Below are 11,699 nucleotides of genomic sequence, written 5' to 3' on the forward strand. Positions count from 1 at the left end.
GACCGAAGCACTGGCCCGCGCCCTCCTGCGCGACCAACCCCCTGAGGCGCGCTGGCGGGCTGGTGTCGACGCCCGCTGGCCTCGCCTTCGGCTAGCACCTTTCACGCTCCCCGGCCGGCTGCTCGGCCGACTTATCCACAATCGACCCCTCTGCGCTGAAGTAGTCCACAGATTCCCGCTGGGCCGATTTTTGGCCCCTCACCTCGATAGAATGGGACTGGGGACGCCCCCCGAGGAGGGCGGGGGTTCCGGCAAAGTCTTGTGGGCTGGTTGCAGGGCGGCGCGGCTCAGGTTGATCATGTGAGTGTCTAAGTCCCGTGATCGTCTGAGAGAGCCGTTCCGCTGCGCAATCGTGCCTGATCCCACCATCGTTGATCGCCTGACCGCGCTCATCACCTCGGACACCGATCTGGAACGGGCCACGGACCTGCGCGAACTCCTGCGGCACGTACCAGATCCACAAGACCGGCGCGTATACGCCATTCAGTGGCCTCGATCCTGGCCCTGGCCGCAGTGGCAGTCGTTGCCGGAGCACGCTCGTTCGCCGCGATCGGCGAATGGGCCGCCGACGCCCCGCAACACGTACTGGCCCTGCTCGACACCAGGCTCGACCCGGGTCAGGGCCGTTGCATTGCCCCCGACGAAGCCATCGTGCGCCGAGTCACCAGCCGCCTCGACGGCGACATCCTCGGCGACCTGATCAGTGCCTGGCTCACCGCGCGACACCCCACATCCCCAGATCCCGACACACCGCCCGCCGCGATCGCGGTGGACGGGAAGTCCCTGCGCGGCACCTTCGCCCGCGCCGGCGGCGCCGGTGTGCACCTGCTCGCCGCCATCACCCACGTGGACGCCATCGTGCTCGGGCAACGCCAGGTCCCCCCGGGGCAGTGGTGAGATCACCTGGTTTCCGCCCCTGCTCGACACCCTCGAACTGACCGGGCGGGTGGTCACCACCGATGCCCTGCACACCACCGCCGCCCACGCCCGCTGCCGGCATGCCCGCGGCGCCTAGCACGTGTTCACCGTGAAAGAGAACCAGCACTGCCTCCGCGGCCTGCTCCAGACGCTGCCCTGGCACGAGATCCCCACCCACATCACCACCGACCGCGGGCACGGCCGCACCGAACACCGCACCATCCGGCCCGCACCACTCGGGGATTTCCTCGGCCACCCCGCGATCGAGTTCCCCACGCCACCCACGCGTTCCTCATCGAGCGCCACACCACCCACCACAGCAACGGAAACACACCGCCCACACCGCGCTCGGCTTCACCAACATCACCGGCCAGTGGGCCCACCTCGCCCACATCAGCGGATACGTCCGCAGTCACTGGCACATCGAAAACAAACTCCACTGGATCCGCGACGTCACCTACACCGAAGGCCACTCCCGCACTCGCACCGGTGCCGGACCACGTGTCATGGCGACCCTGCGCAACCTCGCCACCAGCGCACTCCGCCACACAGGCTGGACCGACATCGCCGCCGGAATACGCCACATGACCCGAGACACCACTCGCCCACTCACCCTGCTCGGCATCCAGCCCTAAACACCACAACGACTTTGCCGGAACCCTGCCGAGGAGGGCGGGGGCGTGTCGTGCGGGGCCGAGGGGTGCGCGGGGCTGTGCGGCGGTCCGGGGAGTGGAGCGAGTGGCGGCGTGGGCGTGAGGTGGCGTTCGGGTCAGGGGGCTGTCGCGGCCGGTGTGCGGAGCGGTCTGTGGTCGTGGGGATCCGGAGCGAGCGGGGTTGGTGTCAATCGAAGTTGGTTGACGGTGAGAGCCGAAGTTTGGTCGCCAGGTGGGAAGGCACGGTGAGCTGGCCGGGGAGGGGTGGCCGTCCTGGCAGGCGTCGGGTTAGGGCCAGAGGCGTTCGCGGGTCCAGGTGTTGGCGTCGCGGAGGTAGCGGAGGCGGAGGTGGCGGCGGTCGTGTGAGGCTTGCCAGAATTCGACTGTCGTGGGGGTGACGAGGTAGCGCGTCCAGGTTTTGGGGGCGGCATCGGGGTTGTCGGCGACCCATTGGGCGGCGGCGTCGGCGGCTTCGGTGAGTTTGGCGGGGTCTGGGAGGGGTTCGGACTGGTGGCCGATGAACGCCTCGACGCGGGAAGCCGGCGGGCGGGCCAGGAAGTCTGCCGCGGAGATCTCCGGGGCGGCCGGGGCGACGGTGCCGCGGACGCGGACCTGGCGGCCGCGGGCGGGCCAGAAGAAGGTGAGGGCGGCGTGTCGGTTGGCGTCCAGCTGGTGGCCCTTGGGGCTTTCCGAGCTGGTGGCGATGGCCCAGGCCGACGGGGCGACGTCCTTGAGGATCACGACGCGGGCGTCGGGGAAGCCGTCGGAGTCCACTGTGGACAGGGTCACCGCGTGGGGCGCGAGGACGTGTTCGCCGGCTTCCGTGAGCCACTCGAGGAACAGCTCTTCGGGGGTTTCCGGGGCGGTGTCCGGGTCGAAGGGCGGGAGTTGTTCGGGGAAGGATTGCCAGCCGCGTAGGGAAACCATGTCACTGACCGTACGGTGGGCGGCCTGGTGGTGGGTAGAGCGGTGGCTGCGGGCCGGGTGGGCCGGCGGCCGGGGGCGGCGGGAGTTGCGGTTGCCAGCCGGGTGGGATTTGTTGGCCGGGGGAGCCGCCGGGGCCGGGGCCGCCGGCGGTGGCCCCGGTCGTGCCAGAGGCTGAACCGGGGTTGTTCGGTGCGGAGTCCGGGGCGCCGTCGCCGGGGGTGGCAGGGCTGTTCGCGGCAAGGCCGGGGGCGCCGTAGCCAGCCGCGCCAGGGGTGTTGTCGCCGTAGCCGGCCGTGCCGTAACCAGCCGCGCCAGGGCTGTTCGAGCCAGGGGCCGGGGCAACGTAACCAGCCGGGCCAGGTGCAACGTAACCAGCCGCGCCGTACCCGGCCACGCCGGGACCGGCGTTGTACCCGGCCTGCTGAGCCTGCCACTGCGCTTGCCACTGCAGCTGCTGGTAAGCCTCCGTCGGCTGGGGAAAGCAGAACAGTAGCTTCGCGTTCACCGAGCCCTGCACCGCCGCGCCCCAGAACTTGCCGCCGACCCAGGCGTACGTCATGCCGGCGTACGGGTCGACGGCGACCATGCGCGTCTCGCCGCCGAACTGGTTGGCGGTTTTGGCCGAGGCGGCCGTGGCGGCGTCGGGGTGGACGCGGCCCACCAGGCCCGCGATCACGACGGAGGCGGCGGTCCAGCCGACGGTGCCCTGGACGTTGGCGCGCGCGTGCTGGGTGGCGAGGCCGGTGAACTGGAACAACGTCTGCGCGTCGATCTCCGGGTACGCGGCCGCGACGACGCAGTAGTTCATGGTGGACAACATGATCGACTCGGTGAACAGGCCGACGGCCGCGGTCACGGGTCCGATCTGGACGGTGCTGAGCCGTCCGCCGCTGCGTTGGACGCGCTCGGCCACCACGTGCAGGTACTGATCCGGCGTGAACACTCGAACCCCCTGACCGCGACAACGACCGCCCGGCGCCCATCGTCGCACGCCGGGCGGCCGGGGGTGTCAAGCGGCGGGGACAGGGACTCCGCGGGTGCGGCGGAACAGGTCGGTCAGGGCCCAGTGGCCGCCGCCGGTGAAGGCGAGCAGGAGGAAGGCCCAGGCGAAGATGGCGGCCTGCTCGCCGCCGTTCTCGATGGGGAGCACGGCTTTGCCGAAGTGCACGGTGAAGTACGCGAAGGCCATGGAACCGGAGCAGATCACGGCGGCGACGCGCGTGCCGATGCCGAGCGTCACGGCCGCGCCGCCGACGAGCTGGATCAGCGCGGCCCACCAGCCGGGCCACGTGCCGACGGCCGTGGCGTGGTGCCCCCACAGGCCGAACACGGTCGAGGCCCCGTGGCAGAAGAAGAGGAAACCGAGGACGATGCGGAAGAGCGCGAGGACGTGGTCACGGCCTCTGTCGAAGAGTTTCACGGCTGTCGTCTCCCTGGCAGTCGGAAAATACGTGACTGCCAGGGTAGGTAAGCCAAGCCTCAACTATCACCACAGTGAGTGAAAGATCCCTTACTCGCTGGAACTTGAACCTTTCGCTCTTCACTCTCGTGTGACTGGACATGATTGACTGTGCGCGCTATGCGACGAATCCTCGCTCTCGCGCCCGCCCTGGCGTTGCTCGCCGGCTGCAGCGTGTCGACCCCCATCGCGGGCACCGCGCAGCCCGCGCCGCCGCCGACGACCACCAAGCACGCGGCTGAGCCCGGCCTGCCGCCCGATCCGCAGCCGGCCCGGGAAGCGAAGTGCCCATACCTCTCGGCCGAGACGGTGCAGGACGCGAACGGCCAGCACGTGACGACCGTACGCGTGTCCGACGACAAGCCGCACCCGTCGTGCTTCTTCTACCGCCCCGACGGCGGGCTCCAGGTGACCGTGCAGGTGTACGTGGGCACGAAGGACGTCGCGACGAAACTGGTCAACCGCGCCGCGCCCGTCGACACCTCGAACCCCGCTTCCGACCCCGCCGGGTGGAAGGGCGGCTACCAGCCGGCTGGTGACGGAGTGGTGTACGCGGTCTCGAAGGGGGGAGCTGCGGTCATCGTGACGAGTAACCAACAGCAGAGCATCAAAGCACGCACAGTGGCCAAGAAGGCTATCGCGGCCCTGAAGCTCTGAGTAGTGGCCTCCACACGGGTGAGTGAAGTTGATCTTGTATTACCCTGTGCGGCACGCGCAGGCCCTGGAGCACTCGCGCGGGCGGGTGCCCGTCCGGCACCACAAGCACTTCGCCATCTCTACGACAAGGACAAGATTCGTGGCTGACACCCTCAAGGAAATCCTGCTCGACTCCAGCCGTCGCCCGTCGGTCGTCACCGACCTCGAGGGCCTCGTGGACGCCGAGGTGTCCGACAAGGGCGGGGTCTCCGGCGCCGTTGTCAAGACCGGCTTCGCCGCCGTCAAGAAGATCAAGCCGGGCATCATCCCCTCGGCCGTCGACACCCTGCTGGACGACTTCGCCGTGGCCCTCGAGCCGTTCTACGGCGACTACCGCGCCCAGGGCGGCAACGACTTCGGTGCCTACCTGACCAGCCGTTCCGACGCGGCCGCCGACGCGCTGCTGAGTGTCACCGACTCGCGCGCCGACCGCAGCAGCCGCGACAGCATCAAGAAGGTCTACTCGAAGCTGCGCCCGAACGGCAAGAAGAACGTCGAGGAGGCCCTGCCCCGCCTCGGCCAGCTCATCGACAAGCACGCCGCGATGGCCTGATCTGCCTCAGTAACAACGGAAGAGGGCCCCGGGACGGCGATCCCGGGGCCCTCTTCGCGTGTGGTTCAGTTCTTCTTCTCGGCGGCCGACGTGCTGGGGGCCTTGCCGTTGCTCGCCGGAGACGGCTTGGTCTCCGAAGCGGGCTTCGCCGGAGGAGCCGGCGGGGTCGCCTTCGGCGGCGCCGGGGCGACCGGCGGCTCCTGCTGGCGCGACTTCAGCACCACGGCCGTGCCGACGGCGACGGCACCCAGGCCGAGCAGCCACGGCCAGCGGCGGCGCTTGCGCGTGCCCTTGGCCGCAGACTTCGCCTCGACCAGCGCGGCGCGGAAGTCCTTCTTCGCGGCCTTGAAGTCCTTCTTGCCCCGGCGCTTCGACTCACCGGCGGACTTCGCGGCCTTGATGGCGGCCTTCTTCGCCTTGCGGCCGGGCTTCTTCAGCTCGGCGACGCGGGCGAGGGCCTCCTTGCGAGCCGCGGCCGAGCTCTTCTTGAGCTCCTTGCGCGTCAACTCGGTCTTCTTCGCGAGCTTCTTGCGTGCCCGGCGGCTCTGCTTGGCGAACTCTTCGGCGCCGGCTTCCGCGGCCTTCGCCGCTGAAGCTGCCCCCGCCTTGCCCGCTTCGGTGGCTCGCTTGCGCAGGCCGACCGCGCCGGCCTTCACCGACTCGCTCACCGAATCTGCGGCCCGGGTCATGGCCTTCACCTCACCAATCGTTTTGATATCGCTCTGTTGCCCGTAACCTATCGTGCCCTTTTTCCCGGCGTGACGCTGTGTCTTCCCCCATCGGGAACCGGTGAAACCTCGGGAAATGCCCATCTTCCTGCGGTCCTGCCGCGGGGTTCCCCCGTGCCGAGCCCCCTGAACCCCCCAAATGTGGGAAGGGATGGCACGATGGCGGCGTGACTGAAAGCGCCCGCAAGGCCACCCTGCACACCAATCAGGGTGACATCCACGTGAACCTGCTCCCCGACCACGCGCCGAAGACGGTCGCGAACTTCGTGGGGCTGGCCGACGGCTCCAAGGAGTACACGCAGCCGAACGCGCAGGGCACGAACTCCGGCCCGTTCTACGACGGCTCGATCTTCCACCGGGTCATCGACGGCTTCATGATCCAGGGCGGCGACCCGACCGGCACCGGTCGTGGCGGCCCCGGCTACAAGTTCGGCGACGAGTTCCACCCCGAGCTGCAGTTCAACAAGCCCTACCTGCTGGCGATGGCGAACGCCGGGCCCGGCACCAACGGCTCGCAGTTCTTCATCACCGTCTCGCCGACGACCCACCTGAACTTCAAGCACACGATCTTCGGCGAGGTGGCGGACCAGGAGTCCCGCAACGTCGTCGACGCGATCGCGCGCGCGGCGACCGGCCCGGCGGACAAGCCGCTGTCCGACGTCGTCATCGAGAAGGTCACCATCGAGGCCTGAGGCCGTCTCGGGGGGATTTCGGTAGGTTGGAGTCATCGTGAACCAACCGCCGAATCCCCCCGCGTACCCTCCGCAGGCTGCGCTCCCCGGTTGCTGGTGGCACCCCAACCGCCCGACCGGCCTGAGCTGTGCGCGCTGCGGACGTCCGGCGTGCCCGGACTGTCTTCGCGAAGCCCCCGTCGGCTTCCAGTGCACCGACTGCGTGCACGCCGGCTCGCAGCAGACGCGGCAGCAGCACCGCGAGTACCAGAACTCCGGCATGGGCACGCGCACGATCGCGGGAGCCCGGCCGACGGACTCCGTCGTGATCACGACGACGCTGCTCGCCGTCAACGTGCTGATCTACCTGATCACGGCGTTGCAGACGAAGAGTCTTTTCGACAACGGCAATGCGCCTCTGGAGCAGTTCGGCTGGATGCAGCCCGCCACCACACTCGTCGGCGGCGAGTGGTGGCGGATCTTCACATCGGGCTTCGTGCACTTCGGGATCATCCACATCGCCGCGAACATGTTCTCGCTGTCGATGATCGGCCGCGCGCTGGAGCAGGTCTTCGGGAAAGCCCGGTACACGGCGCTCTACTTCGTGTCGATGTTCGGCGCGTCCGTCGCGGTGCTGCTTTTCGACAACCCGCTCCAGGTCTCCGGCGGCGCCTCAGGCGCACTGTTCGGGCTGCTGGGCTGCTACGCGGTGATCGTCGTCAAGCTGAAGCTCAACCCGGCCGGCTTGCTGGTCACACTGGCGATCAACGCGTACATCACGTTCTCGATCCCCGGCATCTCGATCCTCGCCCACGTCGGTGGGCTCATCACGGGTGCGCTCGTCGCCGTGGCCCTGCTCTACGCGCCGGAGCGCAACCGCGTGCGGTGGCAGGCGATCGGCGTGGCGATCATCGTGGTGGCGCTGCTGGGCCTGGTCGTCTACCGCGGCGTTGAGCTCTCGGCGCTGGCCGGCTAGAACGCGCCGCGCAGGGCGGTGATCGCGTCGAGGACGTCGCGCGGGTCTTCGCCGAGGTCGACGCGGCCGAAGATGTAGAGCTCGTCGTCGTGTTCGAGCTCCAGTGTCACGCCGTCGCGGCCCAGCCGGCGGGTGGTGCGCAGCTGGATGCTCGTCCGGTCCCACGGCAGGCGGTGCGTGCCGCCGAGCGTGCGGGTGACCAGGCCGTCCGCGTCGACGGACAGCCGTGGGCGCACCACGCTCCAGTGCACCGCGAACGCCCCGATCGCGACGGTGGCGAGCCCCATGAGCACCGCGCCCTTGCCGTCGCCGAAGAGCCCGTCGAGCACCGCGCCGGCGAGCAGCAGGACTGTGACCAGCCAGGCCACTACCACAAGGGCCGAACGGGGTGCCCACGAGGTGGGGTAGTTATCCACAGAGGTTATCCACACTGGGGATGAGTCACACCGATGTAATTCGGTGTCAAGCCGCCATCCGGAGTAATGATCAGCGCCAGCGCATGGTCATGAGCAGGCCGACGATCATCGCCGCGAAACCGATGCCGAAGTTCCAGTTCCCGAGAGACGTCAGGAACGAAATCTTGTCGCCGGCGATGTAGTTCACGATGAGCCACAGCAGCCCGAGGAGCATGAGGCCGAACATGACGATCTTGTAGAACAGGTTCGACGGGCCCGCGGCCTTGACCTTCACCGGCGTCCGGCGATCAACGGGCGGGGTGTACGCGGTCTTCTTGCGGACCTTGGACTTCGGCATCGTGTTCCTCGCGTGCTGTTCTGGCTCTGCCTGGTGGCGGTGCCTGTTCGCGGGCGTCCCGCTCGTCGGGTTGCGCAACCAGCGCCACGTGAACACGTTAACGTAAACGACGGCTCCAGAGCACTGGGCGGGAGCGGTCGGATTTCCGGACTGTGACAATAGCGCCACCGGCAGTTCCACCGGCGGTGTGAGAGGAGCTTGCGTGACGACGCAGGATTGGCCGGGTGAAGACGACCGCCGCCGCCCCGCACCAGGGCCCGACGGCCAGCGGCGACACCAGCCGCCGCCCGGTGCCGACGGCGCCGCGAGACCACGCAGGCAGCCCCCGGAGGACCCCACCCGGAGAGTGCCCCCGCCCGCGCGCCGCGTCGCGGGCGACCCGGCACGCAGGCAGGCCGACCAGCGCAGATCACCCGAACAGCGGCAGCCGCGTCCCACTCAGCAGAACGGCACCGAGCCGGGGCGCACGCCGGGTGCGGACGCCGGTGGCGCCCGACGGGGCGCCGGTGAACCGGCCTACGGCGCGCGAGGCGCCGACGCCCGTGGCCACGACGCAGGTGGGCAGGCAGGCAGCGGGCCAGGAGGCGCCGGCCGCCGAGGCGCCGCGCCGGGCGCGGGGGGACCGATGGCCGCCGGACCCGACGCCGGCGGGCCGCCAAGCGAGCCGGGCCGGCGCGCGCGGGCCGAGGGACCCGGCACGCCACCCCGCGGGATCGAGTCGGCCGGGGACCCGCCGACCGAGCGCATGGGCACTCCGCCCCGGGGCACCCAGCGGGCCGGGAATCCGCCCACCGAACGCATGGGCACCCCGCCGCGCGGGACTGGGCGGCCGACGCAGCCGCCACGCGGCGGAGCTGGGCCGGACCCCAGGCGCAGGCCGCGGCCCGTCGTGGCCGATCAGCCCACCGAGGTGTTCGCGGCCGTCGAGGCGGGGGGAACCGCCACCGCGGTGAAGGAGAAGCCCGAGCCCGCGCCGTTGGGCAAGGGGGGCGTCGCGATTCGGACGGCCGGGGAAATCCTCATCACGCTCGGCCTGGTCGTGCTGCTGTTCATGGTCTACGAGGTCTACGTGACCGACCTGTTCTCGGCCGAGAAGCAGTCGGCGGCGAGCGACCAGCTCGAGGGCGACTGGGCCAAGGACCGCACGCTGCACCCCGGCCTCGTCGACGGCAAGGCGTTCGCGCGCATCCACATCCCGTCGTTCGGTGCGGACTTCAACTTCACGATCCAGGAGGGCACCGGCGAGGACTCGCTCGCGATCGGGCCCGGCCACTACAAGGGCACGGCGCTGCCCGGCGAGCCCGGCAACTTCGGCGTCGCCGGTCACCGCGTGGGCAAGGGTGCGCCGTTCAACGACCTGGACAACCTCAGCTCGTGTGACCAGATCGTGATCGAGACGCAGACCGACTTCTACATCTACAAGGTCCTGCCCTACGACGACGAAATCTCCGGCTGGAGCAGCGGCAAGGGCGCGCAGCCGGAGTGCAAGGGCGTGTCGACGCTGCGCAACCCGAGCATTCCGGGCGGCGGCGCCTACGACCAGACGTTCGGCCGCAAGGTGGTGCTCCCGAGCCAGGGCGACGCCGTGAACCCGGTGCCGTACAAGCCGGCCGACACGCTGCCCAAGGCGCAGGAGGCCTCGCTGCTCACGCTCACCACGTGCCATCCGCAGTTCTCCGCGAAACAGCGGCTGATCATCACGTCCGTGCTCACGCAGCAGGTGCCGAAGTCGCAGGTGGCGGACTACGGGAAGCTGCTGACCGAGATCGGCGGTGCTTCCTGATGTACGCGTGGATCTGGCGGCGCCTGCCGGGACCGTTCGCGGTGAAGCTGACGATCGCCGTCGTGCTGGTGCTCGGCATCATCGCCCTGCTGATGTTCGTGGTGTTCCCGTGGCTCGACCCGCTGCTGCCGTTCAACGAAGTGTCGGTGGACAACTGAGGCACACCCGCTTCGGCGTCTTCCTCGTCTCCGGGCGGTTCCCGGGGCAGGAGGACGCCGAAGTGCTGCTCAGGACCGTGCGCGCGGCCGAGGCCGCGGAGGCGGCGGGCTTCGACGACGTCTGGCTCGCCGAGCACCACTTCCTGCCCTACGGCGTGTGCCCGTCGGCGATCACGCTCGCCGCGCACGTGCTCGGGCGCACGTCGCGGATCGCCGTCGGCACGGCGGTGAGCGTGTTGTCGACGACGCACCCGGTGGCGCTCGCGGAGCAGTGGTCGATGCTCGACGCGGTGTCCGGCGGCCGCCTGCGCCTCGGCGTCGGGCGCGGCGGGCCGTGGCGGGACCTGGAGGTGTTCGGCACCGGGCTCGAACGCTACGAAAGCGGCTTTGCGGAATCACTCGACGTGCTGCTCACCGCTGCGAACGGCACCGCGTCGGCGGCTGGTGAGCACTTCAACTTCTGCGAGGTGCCGCTGGTGCCGACACCGCGGCGGCGGCCGGAGGTGGTCGTGGCGGCCGGCGGCCCGAAGTCCGACGCCGTGCGGGTGGCCGCCGAGCGTGGGTTGCCGATGCTGCTCGGGCTGCACGCCGGTGACGACGAGAAGGCCGCGACGGTCGAGGCGTACGGCGGGCACAACAACCACGTGTCCACTGTCCTCTGCCAGGTCGGCGACAGCCGTGCCGCGGCGGTCGACGTGGTGCGGAAGTCGTTGCCCGGCTGGCTTTCCGACGGGCTCGGCGCGCACGTGACGGTGGACGGCCGGCCCGGTCCGTCGCGTGATCCGCACGAGTACACCGAGCACCTGTGCGAGATCCACCCCGTCGGCGATCCGGACTACTGCGTGGCGACGTTGGAAACGAGCCTCCGGCGCACCGGGGCCGCCCACGTGATCATGTTCGTGGAAGCGTCCGGTACGCCGGAGGGCACGGCGGAGAACATCGCGCGGATCGGCGCCGAAGTGCTACCCGCGCTCAGGGATTCAAAAGCCGGCGCTTAACAGTCGCGCAGCTCCGGGCTCTGGTTGAGCAGCTGCCCGCGCACCGACACGAACGCCCGGTAGCGGTCACCGTCCACTTCGGACGTCCGAAACACCGCGACCCGGTGGCAGTTCTGGAAAGCGAGCTTCACGCCGAAGTGGCGCTCGAGCCCGCCGCGGATGGCGTCGGAGGCCAGTGCGCGCAGCAGCTGCCCGCGGGCGGCCTCGCTCGGCGGCGGCGTCTCGTTGTCGGCGAAGCCGTCCGGCGCGCCGTCGGCCTCGGCGATCACGCCCGTGATCACTTCCCACGCGTACGGCAGCGACTCCCGCACGCAGGCGACGAACTCGGCGTCGGAGACCTCCCCGCGCTCGGCCTTTTCCAGCAGCGCGGGCGATACGTCCAGAGACAAGACAACCTCCATGGTGAGTGGTTCCCCTTCCTGGCTA

15 protein-coding genes are annotated in these 11,699 nt (G+C 69.8%); 8 read left to right on the plus strand and 7 right to left on the minus strand.

The features are described 5' to 3' along the window. Positions 1-474 precede the first annotated feature (474 nt). Entirely contained in the window at positions 475-897 is a 423-nt protein-coding gene (locus ACQPXB_RS00115) for a transposase family protein (protein ID WP_432857187.1), read from the plus strand. A 962-nt stretch (positions 898-1,859) separates the two neighbouring features. On the opposite strand, the gene ACQPXB_RS00120 is transcribed toward ACQPXB_RS00115, so the two are convergent. From ACQPXB_RS00120 to ACQPXB_RS00130, 3 genes are all read right to left on the minus strand, one after another. Further along, positions 1,860-2,498 carry a pyridoxine/pyridoxamine 5'-phosphate oxidase gene (locus ACQPXB_RS00120; protein ID WP_432849044.1) on the minus strand — a complete coding sequence of 213 codons (639 nt, stop codon included), beginning with the start codon at positions 2,496-2,498 and terminating at the stop codon, positions 1,860-1,862. 1 nt (position 2,499) lies between these two features. Then, positions 2,500-3,441 (minus strand): hypothetical protein, encoded by a 942-nt coding sequence (locus ACQPXB_RS00125; RefSeq protein WP_432849045.1) that lies wholly within the window; start codon positions 3,439-3,441, stop codon positions 2,500-2,502. Positions 3,442-3,507: 66 nt separating this feature from the next. Continuing rightward, entirely contained in the window at positions 3,508-3,918 is a 411-nt protein-coding gene (locus tag ACQPXB_RS00130; protein ID WP_366585958.1) for a DoxX family protein, read from the minus strand. Positions 3,919-4,077: 159 nt separating this feature from the next. Here ACQPXB_RS00130 and ACQPXB_RS00135 point away from each other — a divergent pair, with 159 nt between their 5' ends. Together ACQPXB_RS00135 and ACQPXB_RS00140 are read left to right on the plus strand one after the other, a co-directional pair. Beyond that, complete coding sequence (locus tag ACQPXB_RS00135) at positions 4,078-4,614, plus strand: DUF2020 domain-containing protein (protein ID WP_386943825.1); 537 nt, start codon at positions 4,078-4,080, stop codon at positions 4,612-4,614. A 139-nt stretch (positions 4,615-4,753) separates the two neighbouring features. Next, entirely contained in the window at positions 4,754-5,206 is a 453-nt protein-coding gene (locus tag ACQPXB_RS00140; RefSeq protein ID WP_366585962.1) for a DUF6918 family protein, read from the plus strand. A gap of 65 nt (positions 5,207-5,271) precedes the next feature. Here ACQPXB_RS00140 and ACQPXB_RS00145 read toward each other — a convergent pair whose 3' ends face one another. Next, positions 5,272-5,895: a hypothetical protein gene (locus ACQPXB_RS00145; RefSeq protein WP_366585964.1), complete on the minus strand. Its 624-nt coding sequence runs from the start codon at positions 5,893-5,895 to the stop codon at positions 5,272-5,274. 206 nt (positions 5,896-6,101) lie between these two features. On the opposite strand from ACQPXB_RS00145, the gene ACQPXB_RS00150 reads away from it, so the two are divergent. Together ACQPXB_RS00150 and ACQPXB_RS00155 are read left to right on the plus strand one after the other, a co-directional pair. Beyond that, the gene (locus ACQPXB_RS00150) at positions 6,102-6,626 is read left to right on the plus strand and encodes a peptidylprolyl isomerase (RefSeq protein ID WP_285971318.1); all 525 of its coding nucleotides are present in this window, start codon (positions 6,102-6,104) and stop codon (positions 6,624-6,626) included. 202 nt (positions 6,627-6,828) lie between these two features. After that, positions 6,829-7,581 carry a rhomboid family intramembrane serine protease gene (locus ACQPXB_RS00155; protein ID WP_432849046.1) on the plus strand — a complete coding sequence of 251 codons (753 nt, stop codon included), beginning with the start codon at positions 6,829-6,831 and terminating at the stop codon, positions 7,579-7,581. On the opposite strand, the gene ACQPXB_RS00160 is transcribed toward ACQPXB_RS00155, so the two are convergent. Both ACQPXB_RS00160 and crgA read right to left on the minus strand, forming a co-directional pair. Next, positions 7,578-7,949: a PH domain-containing protein gene (locus ACQPXB_RS00160; protein WP_366585968.1), complete on the minus strand. Its 372-nt coding sequence runs from the start codon at positions 7,947-7,949 to the stop codon at positions 7,578-7,580. The genes ACQPXB_RS00155 and ACQPXB_RS00160 overlap by 4 nt on opposite strands. 118 nt (positions 7,950-8,067) lie before the next feature. Next, a complete protein-coding gene (gene crgA / locus ACQPXB_RS00165; protein ID WP_220245435.1) occupies positions 8,068-8,334 on the minus strand; it encodes a cell division protein CrgA in 267 nt (88 codons plus the stop codon). A gap of 799 nt (positions 8,335-9,133) precedes the next feature. Between crgA and ACQPXB_RS00170 the strand changes: the two genes are divergently transcribed. From ACQPXB_RS00170 to ACQPXB_RS00180, 3 genes are all read left to right on the plus strand, one after another. Then, entirely contained in the window at positions 9,134-10,117 is a 984-nt protein-coding gene (locus ACQPXB_RS00170; RefSeq protein ID WP_386944823.1) for a class E sortase, read from the plus strand. Next, positions 10,117-10,275, plus strand: a complete 159-nt coding sequence (locus tag ACQPXB_RS00175; RefSeq protein ID WP_432849047.1) for a hypothetical protein — start codon at positions 10,117-10,119, stop codon at positions 10,273-10,275. Before ACQPXB_RS00170 ends, ACQPXB_RS00175 begins: the two co-directional genes overlap by 1 nt. Before the next feature lie 62 nt (positions 10,276-10,337). Further along, positions 10,338-11,273 (plus strand): LLM class flavin-dependent oxidoreductase, encoded by a 936-nt coding sequence (locus ACQPXB_RS00180; protein ID WP_432849048.1) that lies wholly within the window; start codon positions 10,338-10,340, stop codon positions 11,271-11,273. Here ACQPXB_RS00180 and ACQPXB_RS00185 read toward each other — a convergent pair. Then, positions 11,270-11,662, minus strand: coding sequence for an SCO5389 family protein (locus tag ACQPXB_RS00185; protein ID WP_360598601.1), 393 nt, complete (start codon positions 11,660-11,662; stop codon positions 11,270-11,272). The two genes, ACQPXB_RS00180 and ACQPXB_RS00185, sit on opposite strands and share 4 nt — an antisense overlap. Between the last annotated feature and the right edge of the window lie 37 nt (positions 11,663-11,699).

Origin of the sequence: Amycolatopsis sp. CA-161197, from assembly GCF_050942255.1 — a bacterium.
In the GTDB taxonomy this organism is placed as follows: Bacteria; Actinomycetota; Actinomycetes; order Mycobacteriales; family Pseudonocardiaceae; genus Amycolatopsis.

Bases quoted from the DNA above. Each gene is read 5' to 3' on its own strand.
- ACQPXB_RS00120 (WP_432849044.1), bottom strand. From the start codon at position 2,498: ATGGTTTCCCTACGCGGCTGGCAATCCTTCCCCGAACAACTCCCGCCC.
- ACQPXB_RS00135 (WP_386943825.1), top strand. From the start codon at position 4,078: ATGCGACGAATCCTCGCTCTCGCGCCCGCCCTGGCGTTGCTCGCCGGC.
- ACQPXB_RS00145 (WP_366585964.1), bottom strand. From the start codon at position 5,895: ATGACCCGGGCCGCAGATTCGGTGAGCGAGTCGGTGAAGGCCGGCGCG.
- crgA (WP_220245435.1), bottom strand. From the start codon at position 8,334: ATGCCGAAGTCCAAGGTCCGCAAGAAGACCGCGTACACCCCGCCCGTT.
- ACQPXB_RS00170 (WP_386944823.1), top strand. From the start codon at position 9,134: ATGGGCACCCCGCCGCGCGGGACTGGGCGGCCGACGCAGCCGCCACGC.
- ACQPXB_RS00175 (WP_432849047.1), top strand. From the start codon at position 10,117: ATGTACGCGTGGATCTGGCGGCGCCTGCCGGGACCGTTCGCGGTGAAG.